Genomic DNA, 19,381 nt, shown 5'->3' on the forward strand with positions numbered 1-19,381 from the left:
CCTCCATAGCAATAAGGCTACCTTCGGGGAATTGTCTAATTTTATCGAGCAGCTTGTTTCTGTTAACCTTTTTGTTACTCATGACAGAGTTATCCATAAGACAAACACAAACTTGAAAAACATTTTTGGCTAAATCGATACCAATAACTTTAATATCCATGATGGAAACCTCCAGAACTATTTGTCAGCTTTAAGCTTGGCATAATACTGCAAGCTTAGGTGCTGAGGCGTCCATCACATCACTACATATCTAGGCTAATAGATGTAGTGGCTCGCAAACATAATCCCGCAAGCTTGATTACATCCGGTTTTCCCGACTCAGATTAATTGATAATAAGCCAAGTGCTCGGCTCACAATCAGTGCCAATGAGATTTGCCGCTGTGCCATCGGGCTTGAATTCATCTAGCTAGGCTCACATTAGGTACCAACAAATGACTTGAGTTGCGTAAGTACGGTTTTCGTCATAATGTCCATTTCTAACAGTCTCTCCAGCGTATCCATGACCATCACTTCGTTTTCAGGTTGAATGTCTTCTGCAAGCCACCGCTCACATTGCTGCTGAAATAAACTCAGCGAACCCAGCTGTTCCTGGTAAGCTCTTTCCGTTCTGATTAGCTCACAGGCCGAAAACAAAAATGGATTACCCTTTGCTTTCTCCAGGTTGAGGGTCTGCTGTTGGGTACTGCTGTGCACTTCCTCAACCATTTGAACAAGTAAAGGCAGCATGCTAATCGGCTGCCACTGTATCTTTTCAGACATAAAGTTCCTTTAAATGGGCAGCCCAGCTTCCCGCAAGTCCTGCGTAATTTCTTTGACCCGATTAGCATCCAACTCACCTTTAAAAAATTTCCGAAGCTCAGCCGGTTTGTAATGAAACTGATCCACCAGTACTTTTTCGCTGTAGCCATGCCGGATAAGACGTGGCTCTATATCATTGATCCGTCTGGACAGGGTTAAATCCAACACGTCAACCGTGATAGGTTTCACACCCACATTAAAACCTTCTTCCAATGCCAGCGATAAGTGTTGCTCAATTTGCAATGGTGTCGTCAATCGCTCTACCAGGTAGTCGATGGCCTGTTCCTCGATGACATCTGTGGGTTTGGTTTTATCATCTGTGCAATTGTCCAGCAGCCAGTACACGTACTCGCGCAAGTTGCCCTGCATAGCATCTAATGACACGACAATGGTCCGATAACCTACTTCTTCCATCGTTGGGCCTTTTAAGTCATTTTTTAGCTTTGGATGACCGGCTAATAAAATTGACAGTTTGCCACCACCGTCTCTGATCACTTCCATCAACCGTTTTAATCCCGTCAGCGTACGATGATGCAAATCATGGGCTTCGTCCACTAACAGCACCACTGGCTTTTTGACATCCTGAATTAAGTCGCGTAATTCACGTTCCCGCTTCTCGCCGAGTTTGGGTACCCGATAGTCTTTATCTCCGCTGACATCATAAAACAGAGCGGTGATCAGCGTTCCAAGATTGGTCTTTGTCTTCTCGACAGACAACGATTTTGCAACAATGACTTTTTTCTCTTTCGCCAGTAAGTCTTGCAGTCGTGATAATGTCGTGGTTTTACCGCTGCCGACTACACCGGATAATGCAATCAGCTGCCCCTCAGGGATCACCTTTTTGAGCTGATTAAAGATCCGCCGCTGGTGCTCAGTTTCGAAATAGTCCGCGTCCCGAAAATACTTAATAATGCCGTAGTGCTCCATGACTTCAAGTTGCATGAGTGCTATCTCCTTTTGGATGGAAGTACGATTTCAGTCGTGCCATGACAACGGATTTTTCCAATGTTTCATCCAAAATGGCTTCTATAAAGTCCCGATCTGTTTGGCTTAACAGCGCCAGTGGCTTACCGAGATAGTCTGCGATGGCGAGCTTTGCTTTGAGTACACTTGAGTAGCTCAGGTCGTTATAAGGATCAGGGTCTGCAAACGGTTTATCCGCAATAACATTCACGGTTTTAAGCATCGTTTTGAGGATGGCCACATTTTGCTCGTCCCCAATATCCCGCAAGCTCAGCGACTTTGCCAGAGTTTCTAACTTGTCTAATTTCTTCTCGGCCTGAGTCTTTTTAAATTTCCGGTACCGGTAGAGAGGAATAGGACCGCTGACTGGAAGATATGCTCCGTACCGCTTGCCTTCATGTTCAACAAATAGTTCGTCGTCAAACAGCCCCCACCAGAGTACAACCCGTTCACCGGCAAGTTCCGGACTGATTTCATAAACGGTGCCATCGACGCTGATCCTGGCATCAATGCCGACAGTACGTTGCTCCGGTTCTCTGGCAAATGCACAAAATCGCTCCCAGCTGCACATGCTTTGAATACCAGAAGGCGGAATATTGAGTTGCCAGTCCTCCATGCGGGAATGAGTCTCTAAACGGTGCGAGTGGTCGTTATATTGCTTTAGGTATTCCCGCAGCATGTCATTGGCTTCGACCTCATTTTTGGGTTCCCGCAGGTGATAGAGCACTTCATGGCATTCTTTGACTGTCCGAAAGGCTCGCTCGACTTTGCCTTTTGAACGGGCAGTTTTGCGCCTGTCAGTGGCGCTTGCAGGTTCATGGACTTTCAGCTCAACGCCCAAAAATACCATGACATTGCGAAATACACGGCTTTTAGCGATGGGACCATTATCCAGATAGATGGTTTTCGGGATACCACGGAATGGAAACTCGCTGTCAGACTTCGCACTCATGGCATTGAACAAAAACAGTAAGGCCGCTGGCGTATCCTCGCCATAGACGTTCCGATATTCCTGATAGCAAACCCCGCTGCGGTCATCGACCACGCTGTAGAGCATCAGCAGCGGCCTGCCTTTTTGTGGATCAAACCAGAGCGGTTCCTGCACATGCTTCAAATCAGATGGGCTTAGATCGAATTGCCAGCATTCATTGCTATATGTGGCTTGGAACCGGACCGCAGGCGTATCTCTGAGTACTTGTTTCGGATTAAAACCCCATTGCTGCAGGTAACGATTGACGGTTGCTTTGTTCAATCGTCCAACCGGCACTTTGATGAACCCATAATCCGAGTCGACACCTGTGCGTTCCAGCAGCGCAATCGCATTGGCCGTTGAAAGATGACGGCCATTTTTATTCATCGTGCGAATTTTCAGCGCTGCAATGATTTCACAATACTGTTCCAGTTCAGCCTGAGGAATAGCTCTGGGTTTACCCGCATCACTGCGGCGGATGGATTTGGGCTGGTACAAATTGCGTAAGTGTCGGTACAAGGAACTTTCTGAAATGCCGTAGAGGGCTGTGGCCTGTGCAATGATGTCACGTCGTTGAGCACTGCGCGGCGGTAAGCCTTCCAATCGATGGTAGAGATCAATCAAAACTTCCTGTGCAATGCCGCGCTTCGCTGAGTTCATGGCATCACCTGAGCCCAACACTGCCAATACCAACTCCCTGAAGTCGTAGGTATTTATAAAGAGTGGTCTTGGAGATATTGAGCTGTGCGGCAATTTGCTGCGCACTGAGACTGCCTTGCTTGTATAATGCTTCTGCCGCTATTGCCACATTTTGGGCGTCTTTGCTAAGTCCTGCTGGTCGCCCTCCGTTGCGTCCGCGTGCCCGAGCCGAAGCCAATCCTGCTTTTGTGCGCTCCCTAATCAAATCCCGTTCAAATTCAGCGATGGAGGCAAACACATTCGTGATGAGACGCCCTTGTGGCGTGGTGGTATCCACTGGGTCGTTAAGACTGCGAAGGCCAATCTGCTGTTCGGTCAATTGGTTCATCAAATGCACCAAATGCTGTAACGACCGTCCGAGCCGGTCCAGTTTATATACCACGATGATGTCGCCAGCTCTGAGCTGACCAAGTAAATCATCAAGGCCAGGTCTTTTGGTTTTTGCGCCGGAAGCGATATCTCTAAAAACACGTTCACAACCGGCGTTTTTGAGCGCGTCTTCCTGCAGGTCAAAACTTTGCCCTTTGGTGCTGATCCGGCAGTACCCAAAAATCATCAGATAACCCTGAATCGTTCATTTAATTGAATGAAAGAGTATGGTTCTGAACGCTGATTTCATCAACCAGTTAACTGAACGGTTTTTTGAGAATTTTTTTCAGGGTTGCATGCACCTCTTGTTGGTTCATAAATACGTTCATTTTTATGAACCAAAAGAATGAGGATCGATTTTAAAGAAGATTGTTTTATTTTCAGACGAAATTAGGCCAGTGTTATCAACTGGCCGTTGTCAATTTCATCCAGCACAGCAGGACAACTCATTCACATCTTTGTGAAAGATTTGAGCGCAGAGCTTGATCCCTTCAACCATGGTCAAATATGGAAACAACTGGTCAGCTAACTCAGTGATAGTCATCCGATTGCGGATAGCTAGAGCTGCAGTTTGGATCATTTCTCCGCCTTCATGGGCCAAAAGTTGTGCACCAATCAGTCTTCCTGTGGTCTTTTCAATCACGAGCTTGATAAAGCCGTCAGTTTCGAAATTGGCCAGTGCTCTGGGTACATTTTTCATGTCGAGTACCCGGCTGTCCGTGTGAATACCCTGCTGTCTGGCCTCAACTTCCGTCAGTCCGACGGTTGCAACCTGCGGATCGGTAAAAATGACCGCCGGCATCGAGGATAGGTCAAGTTTACTCTCGCCACCGGTCATATTCATTCCTGCGCGGCTACCCGCCGCCGCAGCGACATATACAAACTGCGGCATAGTGGAACAATCACCTGCGGCATAAACCCCTGGAACGCTTGTTTCCATCATCTCGTTAACGATGATCGCCCCGTGTTTGTCTGTCCTGATCCCAACTGCATCGAGGTTAAGACTGGCTGTATTTGCATGACGCCCTGTGCATATTAGAAGCTTGTCACAGCGTAAAGTGCCTGCATTGGTTTTCAAGGTAAACTGCCGTCCGTCATGGGAAACATGTGACGCCTCGGTATGGTTTAGAACCCTGATACCTTCATTCTCAAAGCAGTCTGTTAATTTTTCACCGAGTAACGGCTCATCGCGATAAAGAAGCGTGTGTCTGGCCAATAGGGTAACGTCACTGCCTAAACGGCGATAAGCCTGAGCAATTTCCAGCGCAACGACAGAAGATCCAATGATGACCAGATGTTCTGGTAGTTCAGTCGCAAACAGCGCTTCAGAAGAAGTCCAGTACGGGGTTTCGCTCAGACCTTCAATAGGTGGGATGGTCGGGCTCGAACCGGTAGCAATCAGCACCTTGTCAGCGTGTATTTCTTGTTGGGAGCCATCACTTTTGCTGACAATCAAAGTGTTCGCGTTTTTGAAAGTCGCCCAACCTTTTATCAAACTCAGTGCCGGATTGATATCCAGAATATTTTGGTATTTTGCCACGCGTAATTCTTCGACAAGCGCTGTTTGTTGCTCAGCCAACAGTGCGCGATTGAGCTGGGGTGAATGATTTGCCAATCCGATAAAAGGATTGTTTCGTTGTTGCTGCGCCAGTTGTGCGGCGCGGATCAGGATCTTGGACGGGACACAGCCGACATTGACACAGCAGCCGCCAATAACATCCGCACCTTCGATGAGCGTAACCTTAGCTCCTCCGTCAGCAGCTTTAATCGCACAGGCAAAAGCACCAGAGCCACTGCCAATGATCACCACCTGTTGTGGGCTGATATTTTCTGTATTGCTGAGATTAGTGTTGTCAAAACAAGTTTGAGGTTCTGGATTGACTTGTGCAGCATAACCCAGAGTTTTAACCGCCTTGACGAGATCCGCCACACTTACCTTCCCGTTTGTGGTGACCGCTGCGCTGGCATTTGCATAGGAGATCTCAACGTTATTCACTCCTTCGGTCGCATCGAGCGCATCTTTAATATGGGAGACACAGCTTGGGCAGGTCATCCCTTTTATCGATAACAAGAGCATTTTCGTTCCTCAACAGCACAGATGTATTTTCTGCGATTGTTAATTATTGCAAACCAACAAGCTCAGCTTATCGCCGAAACAGTGTCCGTAATCGTAGTAGTCTTTCCGCGCTTTACTCTTTGACCGTTGACGGATAACCCGCGTTAGTGGTGGCTTCAGTCAGTGCTTTCACCGTGGTTTTTTCGTCATCGAAGGTGACTACTGCTAACTTGGTGTCAAAGGTGACTTCAGCTTTACTGACGCCCTCGACATTTTGTAAGGCTTTTTTGACCGTAAACGGACAAGTGACGCAGTTCATGGTCGGAACTTCCAACGTAACCGTTTTCGTTTCGGCTATAGCGCTCAGGCTGGTCAACGTTAGCAAAAACAACAAGGTGATTTTCTTCATCATTCGCTCCAATAACGTATAAAACGTTAACAAAATTGAGGGTAAAAAGTATTCAGGCGAACCAGACAATCCAATAATTGCTGGTGACTAACATTAATGCTGTGAGTGCTGATAACCAAAAGATCACCTGCCTGCGTTTTCGCACTTGGGGAACTGCACAGACTGTTCCTGGAGCGCACATGTCAGTAGGTCGATAGACCTTCCAGCCAGCAAATCCAAACGAGGTTAAAACCAGCAGAATAAAAATAGGGCGATAAGGTTCTAACATGGTCAAATGACCAATCCAGGAACCACTCACCCCAAGTAGCAACAAAACGAAAGGACCGGCACAACAAACGCCTGCACCAATAGCCGCAACTATTCCACCGATAACGGGGAGATTTGACTCTTTTATGGACACGTTTTACTCCTGGGATTAGAGCTATCGGTGTCAGTGTAGATGCCGTACCATAGTACGGAGTCAAGCCCAATCGGTGGGTTTAGTTGTTATGTGGTTGTAGGGATTCGATAATGGGGCAATGGGTCTGATCCGGATTGGATGCGCATTGGCTCAGCAGGTGATGAAGAACAAGTTCCAGACTCTGCAGATCTGCAATCTTTGAGCGGACATTGGCAAGCTTGAGTGTGGCCACGTCCTGAACGCCCTGACATGGGGTATCATTGAGTGTGAGCAGATGATGGATTTCTTCCAGTGTGAACCCTAACTCCTGCGCCCGCTTGATAAATCGAAGCCGATTCAGGGTAGTGACAGGATACCGGCGAAACCCCTGTGTCGGTTTACCAGGCTGTTCAACAAGACCGCGGCGTTCGTAGTAGCGGATAGTTTCAACGTTAACGACAGCTGCATTAGCTAATTGGCCGATTGTATACAAAGTTACGTCCATTTACCGTACTTACATACGGTCTATTATAATCCAAAATTAGCCATCAATAACATTAGTACGAGATTTTGCTTCCTGAGGATTTCGATCAGCTATAACGCTGTTCATTGATAACCTCAATGCTGGTTGCTGGTCACGGCAACTCCAACATTTGTAAATTTATGCGACTGTCCACTGAGCATAATGAATGACAACTGTAGCCAGTTAATGTGAGCCGATAAGGATAAATTCAAGCTCGTTATTAATTCTGGATATCTCATTAGCAGTGATTGTGAGCCGAGCGTTCGGCTTTTTAACAGTTAATCTGAGTCCGAGAAGCCGGATGTAATCAAGCTCGCGGTATTATGTTTGCGAGCCACTACAAATAGAGGTCGATTCTATCTGTTCGATAATCTGTGATACTTCACGGGAATTATCGCGGATCACCATCATACTCGAAGCGATTTCTTTAGAAACCAAGGACTGTTCCTCAGTCGAAGCGGCAACCTGAGTATTGATCCCATGAATCGCTTCCGTACTGTGGCGAATATCCTCAAATACAGCTACGATACGTTGCAACTCTACCCCCGCCTTTTGCATAAGCGTCGCCGCTTGAGTCACAGATGTACCCACTTGATTCGTACGATTTTGAAGGCTTGCGACAATATCATCGATTTCCTTAGTGGAATCTTGGGTGCGCTGGGCTAATGATCGAACCTCATCGGCCACCACAGCGAAGCCTCGCCCTTGCTCACCGGCCCTTGCGGCTTCAATCGCGGCATTCAGTGCCAGCAAATTCGTCTGCTCTGCAATCGCCTTAATCACACTCAACACATTACTGACTTGGGTGCTTTCGTTCACTAGATGCGACATAGAATCTTGAGTGTTGGTAAACTCAGTTTCTAATACCGACATGGCTTTCAACGCTTCCGATACCGTCTGTTTACCCACAGTGACATGCGCTTCATTTTCAGCGGCGCGGCTTTCAGCGTTTGACGTACTCTCACTTACATGCACCAACGTCGTGGTCATTTCTTCCATCGCACTGGCACTGGCATCCAGTTCTCTGGCCACTCGATTGGAACTTTCACGCGAAACTTGAATGGATGCTTTAGTTTGCTTCGCTAAATCAGCCACCTCTTTAGCAATGCCATCCGTTGTCGATAAGGAACTGGCAAGGGAAGAGATAAACAAGTTGATTTGATTAACGATTTCGCCAATCTCTCCCTCGGTGGTAACAGAAATCCGCCGCGCAAGATTTTTAGAGCGCTGAATGTCGAGCAACTCACTACAGGTCTGCACTAAGGGAGTCACAATCCGGCTCTTAACGATAATGAAACCACCAACGGCCGCTAAAATCACGATAAATAACACGAACTGAGACCAGTTTAATGCCGCATGTAAGGAGTCGAGACGACCATTAACTTCACCATCGGTACGTTTATCCAACGCCGTAAAGAACTCATCAATCGGCTGCATGATCTTGGCTTTTTCTCTATGGTATTGGTCGCTATGCAATAACTCCCGCGCCATGGCTAAGTTAGGCTCGCCTTTGATCGTGTAAGTTTGGGTGTTGGGGTCCATAAAGATACCTTTGACGGCATTCATGGCTTTCACTTCGAGGGCAACTAACGCATCTGAGTTTTGTTGGGCTTGTTCGAGATAATGAAATTCTTCATCGGAAAAACCGAGGGACTGCATTTGTGCTTTAATTGCAATTCTCGCACCGTCTGGCTTAGGTTTATCGCCATAATTCAGCACTAAATCCCAATAAATCTGATGATATTTTTCGGGTCTGGATTTCTCACCATTACGGATAGCTAAAATATCCATATACATTTTTTCGTATTTTTCATCGCCTGTGACAGCGTAGGTGCGAGCGAGACGCGTTAAGTCATCGGAACTTTGCCTTAACTCATCGGCGACTTGATAGGACTGATATCGGATGCTGGCAGCATCATTAAAGAGATCGATTTTAGACTTAACATTGAAGCTCAGTGCCGCAGAAATCACGGCACTCGCGACTATGGTCGAAAATACCACACTCATCATGGTTTTTGTTTTCATACTTACCCCAATAGACAGAAGAACTGCTTTAAGTCTAGAAGGAAAACCAGAAAACATGGGTAAAAGTGGAACAATCAACGGAAATAATCGTTTGATTTGCGAGTGATTATCGCTCACAAATCAAACAGTTCTTAATGACGTGACACTTAGAGTAAAAGTTGGTCCGCGACAAAGGGATTATGCTCGCGCTCTTCACCAAAGGTCGACATAGGACCGTGCTCAGGAATGAAATATTAGTTATAATGAAAACCCGTTTTGCAATATTCTACAGAGCATTCTCCGGCTCAGTTTGTCTTGGCTGACAAGTTGAAACCCGTCATTTTTTCTGGTCAACTCAAATTGGACAACTATTTGTTGAGAATGTTCAAACGCTGTAGGTGAGGTTTTGGATGATTAGCTATCTCCAAACTATAAAATCAGTGAGGATGTTGCGCCACGTAATGTTTAACATTGAGCTGTAGATTATCCCCTGATTTTACTTTCTCTAATACTGGATGGTATCCGAGCACTTAGTGATTTACTAATGATGCTGTATGTGCAAGTGGAGTCATTGATATGAGATTAAATGTTGGAATTGATGTAAGCAAAGAAACGCTCGATCTCTGTTTATTGCTAAATCAAGCCAAGAGCGGCAGCAAATTTAAATGTTTCAAAAACAGAAAGATTGACTATTTAGCCATCAATGATTGGAACTCGAAGCTATCTAAATGTCAGCGTAATGACATTGTCATTACGATGGAATCCACAGGGGTTTATCATGAAGCAATAGCACTGTATTTATACTCTATGGGCTTCCAAATCTGAATGAAAATTAGGTGCACTTTGACCATCTTGCTCCCTCTAAGTTTATCTCATAAAAATACAGGCCTTAATAGTTAATAGGCCTGTATTTTGACCGAGAGATGATCGTTCATATCTCACTTTATTTCAAATGTACCTCTTTACCAGAAGCGCTAAATACGCCTTTAAAGACCTGCAAAGTGACTGCTAGTGCCCCAACAATGAATACGACATCACCGATTGTACGTATCCAGCGTAATGTTACCAGTGTATCGCTCTGTAGTAGTGCTTCGCTACGCGCATACCAAAGACCTTCAGATGCGCTGGCAATAAATTGGATAATGCCAACAGGTAAAAGGCTGGTAAATAACATTAAGGCTAAGCCGATATTCATCCACCAAAATGATGTTTTCATTAAACGTTCATTAAGTATCAAGTGTGGTCGAATATACCTCAATATCAGTAATGTAAAGCCAAGTGCTAAGAAACCATACACACCAAACAGTGCAGCATGTGCATGCGTTGCCGTCGTGTTAAGACCTTGAATGTAATATAGAGAAATAGGTGGGTTGATCATAAAACCTAATACACCGGCACCCAACATGTTCCAAAAAGCAACAGCAACAAAATACATGATCGGCCATTTAACATTTGCCATCCAAGGAGCTCTATTCTTTAATTTATAGTGTTCCCACGCTTCGTAACCGAGCACGATTAGAGGTACAACTTCAAGTGCACTAAACGTTGCACCTACAGCCATTACTGGGGTTGTTGTACCCGAAAAATATAAGTGGTGAAACGTTCCAGGGATGCCTCCTAACAGAAATAATGAGGCTGATGCTAACGAAGCAACTGTTGCCATGCGTTTGGTAACTAATCCCATGTTAAAGAAGATAAATGCCAATGCAGTTGTTGCAAATACTTCAAAGAAGCCCTCTACCCATAAATGAACAATCCACCATCGCCAGTATTCCATAACAGAAATGTGAGTACGTTCACCATAGAAGAATCCAGCACCGTAAAATAAACCTATCGCAATCACCGACAGCATAAATAATACTAAAAGGTTTTTATCGCCTTTTTGCTGTAATGCTGGGGTAATACATCGCATCATTAACACTAACCATAAAACGATCCCAGTAAATTTACCAATTTGCCAAATACGACCTAAATCAACGTATTCATAACCTTGGTGTCCTAGCCAGAAACTCAAGTTCGCAGGCATGATTTGTGCAATTGCTAAATAATTACCGATGAACGAACCAACAACAACAATAACTAATGCCCAGAATAATATATCAACACCCATTTTCTGGAATTTAGGGTCTTTGCCGCCATTAATCACAGGTGCAAGAAACAGCCCAGCAGCAAGAAACCCAGATGCAATCCAGAACAGTGCAGATTGAATATGCCAAGTACGGACTAAACTATAAGGAAACCACTCTGAGGTTTTGATACCGTAGAAACTTTGCCCTTCGATCGTGTAATGTGCGGTAAATCCACCAATAAACACTTGAAATGTAAATAAAGACACAATGAGTAATAGATACTTAGCTAAGGCTTTTTGTGATGCCGTTAAGCTAAACGACAAGATAGGATCATGCTCTGGAGCGACAGGCTCGCCATCTTCTTTACGTAAAAAAGCCCATGCCCAAACAAGTGCACCGATGCCAGCGACTAAAATAACCACACTGATGATGGACCAAACGATATTCTCAGTGGTAGGTTCATTGTCGATTAATGGCTCATGAGGCCAGTTATTCGTGTACGTTGCCTTTCCGTCGGTACGCTCAGTGGCAGCCGCCCAAGCGGTCCAAAAAAAGAACTCCGATAAGCGTGCTCGTCGCTCAGGATTGGGCAGCGTAACTTCTTTCATCGCATAGCTTTCGCGTGTTTTTTGCAGTTCAGGTGCCCCACCAAAAAGTGCACTATAGTAAGCGCCGGTTTGTTCAATTGCTTTAATACGCCTTGGCGATAACGTTACTGTGTTCATTTCAACGTCATATGTATTCGTTCTGTATTCATGCTTGAGCTCGTAACGCAACATATTTTGCTGCTGACCAGTGAGTTCAGCATATGGACGATGAAATTCATCATTGGCAGCTAAATCCAACCAAACAAGAAGTTCTCGATGTAGCCAATCAGCTGTCCAATCCGGTGCTTGGTACGCCCCATGCCCCCATACTGAGCCCAATTGCATGCCCCCAACAGATTGCCAAGCCGTTTGTCCATCCAATATTTGTTCTTCGGTTGTTAAAACATTTCCATTTGCCGAGACAAATGATGCGGGAATTGGCGGGGCACTTCGGTATATTTCAGTGCCAAAATAACCTAATATCGAAAATGTCACGGCGAAGACACTTAATAAGGTCCACCACAACTTTCTATACTCACCCATAATATTTCTCCTGCGAATACGCATGTATTGTTTAAAATAATATTGCACTCTACATAAGTATAAGTATAAGTATCAGTACTCACGTCTTTAAGTTAACTATAGATGTTGCAGTGATTTATGCATTTAAACTTTCGAGTTAATTTTATTTGAAATTAATGTGGAAATTACTTTAACAAAAAGACAGCGGATAGAAGGTTTATTCATGTCTATCCACTCAGCATTACTTATGGGTACAGAAGGGCTTTGTTTCCTAAAAGCAGAAATAACTACAGAGTGCTTCCTGATCGCCAGTATGGCGCATAAAACCCTTGTTTCATCGTCAGTCGTTTATCTGTAATCAGAATATTATTTTGATTTAAACCCGACAAACATTGGATTTCACTATTAGGAAACAAAGCCGTACAGAAGCCTAAATTGCGTTTTTTAAACGAGTACGGCGGTGACTTTCACTCCATACATTCCATATTCATCCTGCTAGCCCATTTTCAATATCATTGGTATGTGAATGATTGACGTCGGTCACACAAAGCCTGACTGTTAATTAGCTTTGAATATAAAAGTACCTCAGTTACCATTCATATGCCCATTTTTACACCATAGCATAAACTGCCAAAATGTTGCTCAATTCTTTAACATGTCCGAAGCAATGATCAGGCTTAATGCTACAAGTCAGTATTGAACGGCGTTGTTGATTAAATCATTTCAAGGCTTCTGGCCGATTAAGTAACTTGCTGGCGAACGGGCATACCCAGTCTAATGACGTTGTTCATTGCCTTCACACCAGCCAATGCCTCTACAACTTGCCCATTGTAATCACTTAAACTTAGCATTGGACTATTCAACTGTTTATATCGGCCCATGGTGGTCTCTGCTAGAGAGTGTTGGTGATAGCCGTTATCGATTTTCCATTGTTTAAGCTGATCCGCTTTCAGTGCATCAACAGCTTCATTGCGTGTATGCTCTTTTTCCCCATAACCCCGCATTCGAGCGAGGTAGGATGGTAGTTTTGCAGCCTTTACGTCGCAGTAATTGATAACAACCTTTTGTATCATAAGCCCCATCTGCCGATACCTGCATTATCTTTCGCCGTAAAGGATTGAGCAAAGTCGGCAGTACTTCATTATCGCCAACTGACACAAGACTGACTTTAGCTGTAACAACTTTGTGAGTGCTTGCATCTATGGCTGAGTGCAACTTGCGCCACGTGCGGCGTTTTTCGCTGCCATGCTTGCGCGTTTTCTATTCCCCTTTACCGAAGACTTTTAGCCCTGTGGCACTACAAAGGAATAAGATACTCCTTCTTATAAATTCGTAACGAAAGTTTGCATTTTAAAAAAAAGATGCAGACTTTCCTAAATAAGGCTGAAGAATTCATCTGCACATCTCCCATCGGACACTTCATTTTGAGACATTAAGACGGCGTAAATTGCCGATGGACGCGATGATTTGGGCCGTTATCGGAATGGCTTTGTTCCGAGGGGAATCTGTTCGGTCACTCATCAACAAACTCGACATTGTTTTGCCGCAAGAGATTGATTATGTTGCACGCAGCGCCGTGACTCAGGCGCGTAAACGATTGGGCAGTGAGGTTATTMGAGAAGTRTTTAGTCGCAGCGCCAATACCTGGCACGCGAGAGCTGAACAYCCTCATTGGTGCGGYCTTAACTTGTATGGTGTTGACGGTGTAGTGTGGCGGACACCCGATAGTGTCCAAAATCAAGCCGCCTTTGCGCGTACCGCAAACGCTTCAGGCGAAGCGGCTTATCCGCAAATTCGCATGGTTTGCTTGATGGAGTTAAGCAGCCATTTGTTGGTCAACAGCGCCTTTGATTCGGTTGCCGAAAATGAAATGAACTTAGCATCTCAACTCATTCCTAGCATTCCCAATCACAGCCTAACCCTATTTGACCGAGGATTTTACTCGCTAGGCCTGTTACATGCTTGGCAGCAAGCGCAACCTGACAGCCACTGGTTGTTACCATTGAAGAAAGGCACTCAATATGAGGTGGTGCGAACGCTGGGAAAACATGACCAGTGGGTGAAACTCACCACCATGCCTCAAGCCAGAAAGAAATGGCCGCAGATCCCAGATACCCTTGAAGCGCGTTTACTCACTAAGACAGTGAAAGGTAAGTCAGTTACCATTTTGACCTCGTTGACTGACCCGATGCGTTACCCCAGCGAAGACATCGTCGACTTATATGCCCATCGATGGGAAATCGAACTGGGCTACAGAGAGATGAAACAACATCTGTTGGAGAGTCGTTTTACGCTACGCAGTCAACTACCGGAGCTGGTGACTCAAGAGCTGTGGGGCGTGCTACTGGCCTACAATCTCATTAGATATAAGATGTTGCTGATGGCTAAAAGCTTGCCATCGGTCCATCCTAATCAACTGAGTTTTAGGGATGCGGCGAGTTATATCATCTTTAAGTTGACGCAACTGCCATCACAAACGCCGGGGAATGTCCCGAGAGACGTATTGGATATAGAACGAAATGCACGGCAATTTAAATTGGATGGTAAACGGGAAAGGGCATATCCAAGAGTCCTTAAAATGAGCAAAAACAAGTTTCCGGTTAGACCAAAGAAAAATGCCGTTCACTCTTAAGTGAACGGCATAAGGTGAAGGCTGGATGTATTTGGCTGTGGTGATGGATTTATATTCACGCAGGATTGGGTGGTACATAGACAAACGCATGACCACGGATTTGATATTCAAGGCATTAATGAAAGCCTACAACCTGCGACAACCTGCGCGAGGGTTGGTATTTCACAGTGACCGAGGCTCGCAATATACCAGTAAGCAATTCGGTTGGTTGCTATTGAGCTATGGTATCCGAGCCAGCATGGGTGATGTGGGTGCGTGTTGGGATAATGCCGTTGTTGAGCGTTTCTTTGGTAGCTTGAAACACGACAAAGAAATAAAAGCCGTTAAGGGAAAATAGACATATTGATATGACTCGCCAGGCTTGCACAGTAAGTCGGCAAAGTTAAGTTGGACTAATTCAGCTTGCGATAATAAATCTGCTTGTTCCACCACTGGCAGATGACGGATTAATCGGTTCTGAATTTGTGGGGCTAATGTGTCTTGGTGTTGAGTGGGCATAGCGGTTCAACCTGTGGTGGCATTGACTTGGCACCAGAAAATCTGCTGCAAAAAGAAGGGCCGCAGCATCAGAACGGGGCTGCGGAATGATGGAGATTAAATGACTAGTTTTTTAGTTGCGGTGAAGGTGCGCCAGATTTTAGTTGCATATCGTTTTTGACTGAAATAACGCCGGGGACTTTGCTTGTTAGTTTTACCGCAGTATTGATATCTTCACGCGATTTAACAAACCCGCTGAGCTGGACCACGCCTTTAAAGGTTTCAACATTAATCTCGGCCACACTTAAGTTTTTATCACCTAAAATGGCAGCTTTCACTTTGGTGGTGACCACACTGTCGTCTAAATACTCGCCAGTACCTTCTTTGTTGTATGCAGAACTGCAACTGGCCACGGCGACTAAGCCTAGAGCCAGCAGGAAGATACTTAACATTTTAATTGTTCTCATCAGATTATCCTTTTTGATAAAGAGTAAAAATGGGGCGCATTAGCTAACGCGTCCCGTTAACAGCAATATAATCAGCACCAGTAGCACTATGCCTATAAGTCCACCAGGACGATAACCCCAGTTTCGGCTATGGGGCCAAGTGGGGAGCATGCCGAGAAATAACAAAATTAAAATAATCAATAAAATAGTCGCAATTGACATGGCTAATCTTCCTGATACCGGGGCAATTTTGCACTGGGTAACATGAGTCTGTGCCCTAGCAAATGGGATGTCGGTACGCTGGCGCACTTACAGGGATCTGACGAGTCGATGTGTTTATATTCGCATTACCTGATAAGCGGTATGCCGAACAGAGCGAGTGATTGTAGAGATGCATACTCTAACTTATGTCCAATGACGGACATGTTCAATTCGAAACCAACGTTTGGTATTTCACTTATTCCGTTGTCCAGTTTCATGGGCTGCGCTAATAAAGAGGTCAACAAAATGAATTATCATGATCGCGATGTTTACGGTATTTACAACAATCCACAGTTCGCTTCTCCATCATTGGCACAAGGACCCGGCCCATATCTGATGGGCGCTGAAACACTGATCGGCAATAATGTTGTTAATAATTCTGGTGAAACCTTAGGGGATATCAAAGAAATTATGCTTGAAGTGGAAACGGGCCACGTCGGGTATGCGGTACTGTCGTTCAGTACTTATTTTGGTTTTGGAGAAAAGCTGTTTGCAGTGCCTTGGAAGATGCTGACACTTAATCATGAGCAAAAATGTTTTGTCATGGATATATCATTAGAGCGACTCAAAACGGCGCCGGGTTTTGACAAAGGCCATTGGCCCAATATGAAAGATGTTGAATGGGAAAACGAACTGCACGATTACTACGGTAGCCGTAGGGATTAATGGTGTTAAGCAGGGGATTTATCCCCTGCGTTATTATTTGGATTCGGTAAATATGTATAAGTGTGGTTGTGTCTATCAAGTGAGTAGGCCCATACGCATTTTAGTTGTTAGGGATTTACTTATTGCCATGGTTGTAACCTAGTAACGATAAAAGTTTGAGCTAGCGTATTATCGAAAGTCACCAGCGTGTATCGCTGATCAATGTCTTCGCTTCATCAAATGATTAAAGCCTTGTCGAAAGATAAGGCTTTTTTGTTTTTCTATTTTAAGTTTAAATCCCTATTTAAGGTAAATCTGATGTTTTCGGATTTGTACTACAGCTTATTTTACTTGATGTCGCTAGATTGCTCCGTTTTCTTGATTTTTTCTCCATAGGTGATGAGGGAAGAGTCATATTTAACAGTGGATATATCGAATAGATAATTTCAGCTTACTGTTCATGCTGTTGTCATCTGCGTCATTAAAGCTAAGCTCATTAGTATTTAGCTCAGTTATCTAAAGGATTTATATGGTTGAACACATTACTGGCATGCTAGCGCTAATTGGAGTGCTATCGTTATTTTGTCAATGGCTTGGCTGGAAACTGCGGTTACCAGCGATTTTACCCTTGTTACTATGTGGGCTCACTTTAGGCCCTGGGCTTGGATTCCTCAATCCTGATGCGATTTTTGGTGATTTGCTTTTCCCGATAATTTCCCTCGGGGTTGCCGTGATTTTATTTGAAGGTGCTTTGACTCTTAACTTCAAAGAAATCAAAGATCATGGTCGTATGGTGACGCATCTTGTGACTATCGGTACCGTGATCACTTGGGCCTGTATCAGTACGGCCACCTTTTATTTACTGGATTTTAGTTGGGAAATTGCATTGCTCTTTGGGGCGCTAGTGGTAGTGACTGGGCCTACGGTTATCGTGCCAATGCTCAGAAGTGTGCGTCCTAAATCCCAGCTAGCGAGTATTTTGCGTTGGGAAGGCATAGTGATTGATCCAATAGGCGCGCTGCTCGCAGTGTTAGTCTTTGAATACATAACCGTTGCCAGCGATCAAACGACGCATGTGCTCTATGCCTTAGGCTCTATGTTGTCCCTCGGATTAGGACTTGGCGCAGTGGCGGGTTATCTAACGGGACAAATCTTAAGACACAACCTATTGCCACACTATCTGCGTAATACCGCCGTTTTGACCTTAATGCTGGGTATCTTTGTCGGCTCGAACCTATTACAAGAAGAATCGGGCTTATTGACTGTGACGGTTATGGGCATTTGGCTTGCGAATATGCGTGGTGTGGATATTGCTGAAATCCTTGAATTTAAAGAAACATTAACCGTACTGTTGATTTCTGCACTGTTTATTTTACTGGCGGCGCGATTAGATTCTAATGCCATGCTCGGCTTAGGTTGGGGTGGACTGGGGGTTTTAGCTGTGACCATGTTATTGGCACGACCGCTGAGTATTTGGGTTTCTGGTATCGGCACATCTCTGTCGAAAGCGGATAAGTGGTTTTTATGCTGGATTGCCCCTCGAGGTATTGTGGCCGCGGCGGTATCTTCTTTATTTGCAATCAAGTTAGAAGCCAACAATGTGCAGGGCGCAGATGCAATTGTGCCCTTAGTGTTCTTAATTATTATCGGCACTGTAGTGATCCAAAGTTTGACTGCGGGACGTTGGGCACGATTTCTTGGTGTTAAAGCCGATTCTGCCCAAGGTTTATTGATCTTTGGCGCCTCTAAATTTTCCAGAGAGTTAGCGAAAATTTTAAAAGCCAAAGATGTCAAAGTGCTACTGGCTGATAATAACTGGGATAACATTAGGCTCGCGCGTATGGATAATATTCCAGTGTATTTTGGTAATCCTGTTTCGGAACATGCTGAAACCTATATGGATTTAACTGGAATTGGCCGCGTGTTGATTATTTCACCTTACCGACAGTTAAACCCGTTAGTGAGCTTTCATTTCCAAGACTTTTTTGGTGCTAAAAAAGTTTTTGGTCTTAATAATACCGAAGTAGGCAGTGCACGCCACCAGCTCTCTGAAAGTTATAAGCAACGTTTATGTTTGTTTGGTGATGCAGTGTCGTATGCCAAGATAGCCAGCCTAATGGCGAAAGGCGCTCAACTTAAAGTAACGAATTTAACCGAAAACTTCAGCTTTGAACATTTTCGTAAACGTTACGGTGAGACGGCAATACCACTGGTTTACCTGACAAAAGAAGGTAAGGTCGTCGTTGTTTCGGGTAATGATACCGTATTTCCGAATGGCATTGAGCTTATCAGTCTATTGCCAATTGAAGCTTTAGAAGAAGCCAAAGTGCAGCAAGCGATTGCAGAGCGGGAAGCCCAAGAAAAAGCAGCAGAATCTGCTTTAGCAAAGGTAAAAGCGGAAGAGGAGGCCGAGCAATTAAAGCTTGAAAAGGCTCAAGCTGAGGTGGCTATTGAAGATAATACCGCTGATGCACTACAAGCTGTAGATGAGACCTTAGTAAAGAATTAACCTAGGCTGCTATTGCGTTTAATACTGCCTAATAACTTGAGTCGTGTGATTGGTTATAGGTA

At 44.7% G+C, this 19,381-nt stretch carries 16 protein-coding genes and 4 pseudogenes; 5 read left to right on the forward strand and 15 right to left on the reverse strand.

Annotated elements, in window-relative coordinates; genetic code table 11:
• From L5M11_RS08950 to L5M11_RS09000, 11 genes and pseudogenes are all read right to left on the reverse strand, one after another.
• Positions 1 to 160 (reverse strand): annotated as a pseudogene (locus L5M11_RS08950) (IS110 family transposase); the annotation flags it as partial.
• Positions 161 to 418: 258 nt separating this feature from the next.
• Entirely contained in the window at positions 419 to 760 is a 342-nt protein-coding gene (locus L5M11_RS08955; RefSeq protein ID WP_011918360.1) for a hypothetical protein, read from the reverse strand.
• A gap of 9 nt (positions 761 to 769) precedes the next feature.
• Positions 770 to 1,741: an ExeA family protein gene (locus L5M11_RS08960; RefSeq protein WP_011790475.1), complete on the reverse strand. Its 972-nt coding sequence runs from the start codon at positions 1,739 to 1,741 to the stop codon at positions 770 to 772.
• The gene (locus L5M11_RS08965) at positions 1,731 to 3,371 is read right to left on the reverse strand and encodes an IS481 family transposase (RefSeq protein ID WP_263192001.1); all 1,641 of its coding nucleotides are present in this window, start codon (positions 3,369 to 3,371) and stop codon (positions 1,731 to 1,733) included. Before L5M11_RS08965 ends, L5M11_RS08960 begins: the two co-directional genes overlap by 11 nt.
• Before the next feature lie 25 nt (positions 3,372 to 3,396).
• Positions 3,397 to 3,987: a recombinase family protein gene (locus tag L5M11_RS08970; protein WP_011790473.1), complete on the reverse strand. Its 591-nt coding sequence runs from the start codon at positions 3,985 to 3,987 to the stop codon at positions 3,397 to 3,399.
• Between the two features lie 237 nt (positions 3,988 to 4,224).
• The gene (gene merA, locus L5M11_RS08975) at positions 4,225 to 5,877 is read right to left on the reverse strand and encodes a mercury(II) reductase (RefSeq protein WP_263191903.1); all 1,653 of its coding nucleotides are present in this window, start codon (positions 5,875 to 5,877) and stop codon (positions 4,225 to 4,227) included.
• Positions 5,878 to 5,989: 112 nt separating this feature from the next.
• Entirely contained in the window at positions 5,990 to 6,265 is a 276-nt protein-coding gene (gene merP / locus L5M11_RS08980) for a mercury resistance system periplasmic binding protein MerP (RefSeq protein ID WP_011790471.1), read from the reverse strand.
• A gap of 52 nt (positions 6,266 to 6,317) precedes the next feature.
• Entirely contained in the window at positions 6,318 to 6,665 is a 348-nt protein-coding gene (locus L5M11_RS08985; RefSeq protein WP_011790470.1) for a mercuric transporter MerT family protein, read from the reverse strand.
• A 79-nt stretch (positions 6,666 to 6,744) separates the two neighbouring features.
• Positions 6,745 to 7,149 (reverse strand): Hg(II)-responsive transcriptional regulator, encoded by a 405-nt coding sequence (gene merR, locus L5M11_RS08990; RefSeq protein ID WP_011790469.1) that lies wholly within the window; start codon positions 7,147 to 7,149, stop codon positions 6,745 to 6,747.
• Between the two features lie 339 nt (positions 7,150 to 7,488).
• Positions 7,489 to 9,192, reverse strand: a complete 1,704-nt coding sequence (locus L5M11_RS08995; protein WP_263191905.1) for a methyl-accepting chemotaxis protein — start codon at positions 9,190 to 9,192, stop codon at positions 7,489 to 7,491.
• A 146-nt stretch (positions 9,193 to 9,338) separates the two neighbouring features.
• A pseudogene (locus L5M11_RS09000) lies at positions 9,339 to 9,422 on the reverse strand (MBL fold metallo-hydrolase); the annotation flags it as partial.
• Between the two features lie 325 nt (positions 9,423 to 9,747).
• Between L5M11_RS09000 and L5M11_RS23965 the strand changes: the two are divergent.
• Complete coding sequence (locus tag L5M11_RS23965) at positions 9,748 to 9,996, forward strand: IS110 family transposase (RefSeq protein WP_411569159.1); 249 nt, start codon at positions 9,748 to 9,750, stop codon at positions 9,994 to 9,996.
• 118 nt (positions 9,997 to 10,114) lie between these two features.
• Here the strand turns inward: L5M11_RS23965 and L5M11_RS09005 are convergent, their stop codons facing one another.
• The gene (locus L5M11_RS09005) at positions 10,115 to 12,370 is read right to left on the reverse strand and encodes a nitric-oxide reductase large subunit (protein WP_263138401.1); all 2,256 of its coding nucleotides are present in this window, start codon (positions 12,368 to 12,370) and stop codon (positions 10,115 to 10,117) included.
• 719 nt (positions 12,371 to 13,089) lie between these two features.
• Positions 13,090 to 13,645 (reverse strand): annotated as a pseudogene (locus tag L5M11_RS09010) (IS5 family transposase); the annotation flags it as partial.
• 94 nt (positions 13,646 to 13,739) lie between these two features.
• On the opposite strand from L5M11_RS09010, the gene L5M11_RS09015 reads away from it, so the two are divergent.
• Both L5M11_RS09015 and L5M11_RS09020 read left to right on the forward strand, forming a co-directional pair.
• A complete protein-coding gene (locus L5M11_RS09015) occupies positions 13,740 to 14,981 on the forward strand; it encodes an IS4 family transposase (RefSeq protein ID WP_263192002.1) in 1,242 nt (413 codons plus the stop codon).
• Between the two features lie 13 nt (positions 14,982 to 14,994).
• Positions 14,995 to 15,288 (forward strand): annotated as a pseudogene (locus L5M11_RS09020) (transposase); the annotation flags it as partial.
• Between the two features lie 295 nt (positions 15,289 to 15,583).
• Here L5M11_RS09020 and L5M11_RS09025 read toward each other — a convergent pair.
• Both L5M11_RS09025 and L5M11_RS09030 read right to left on the reverse strand, forming a co-directional pair.
• Positions 15,584 to 15,925 carry a BON domain-containing protein gene (locus tag L5M11_RS09025; protein WP_028760077.1) on the reverse strand — a complete coding sequence of 114 codons (342 nt, stop codon included), beginning with the start codon at positions 15,923 to 15,925 and terminating at the stop codon, positions 15,584 to 15,586.
• A gap of 39 nt (positions 15,926 to 15,964) precedes the next feature.
• Positions 15,965 to 16,126, reverse strand: a complete 162-nt coding sequence (locus L5M11_RS09030) for a DUF3309 family protein (protein WP_081729035.1) — start codon at positions 16,124 to 16,126, stop codon at positions 15,965 to 15,967.
• A 285-nt stretch (positions 16,127 to 16,411) separates the two neighbouring features.
• On the opposite strand from L5M11_RS09030, the gene L5M11_RS09035 reads away from it, so the two are divergent.
• Together L5M11_RS09035 and L5M11_RS09040 are read left to right on the forward strand one after the other, a co-directional pair.
• Complete coding sequence (locus L5M11_RS09035) at positions 16,412 to 16,831, forward strand: PRC-barrel domain-containing protein (protein ID WP_028760076.1); 420 nt, start codon at positions 16,412 to 16,414, stop codon at positions 16,829 to 16,831.
• Positions 16,832 to 17,339: 508 nt separating this feature from the next.
• Positions 17,340 to 19,319 carry a cation:proton antiporter gene (locus L5M11_RS09040; RefSeq protein WP_263185544.1) on the forward strand — a complete coding sequence of 660 codons (1,980 nt, stop codon included), beginning with the start codon at positions 17,340 to 17,342 and terminating at the stop codon, positions 19,317 to 19,319.
• The last annotated feature ends 62 nt before the right edge of the window (positions 19,320 to 19,381 follow it).

Source organism: Shewanella sp. SM87, from assembly GCF_025653705.1.
Classification (GTDB): domain Bacteria; phylum Pseudomonadota; class Gammaproteobacteria; order Enterobacterales; family Shewanellaceae; genus Shewanella; species Shewanella oncorhynchi.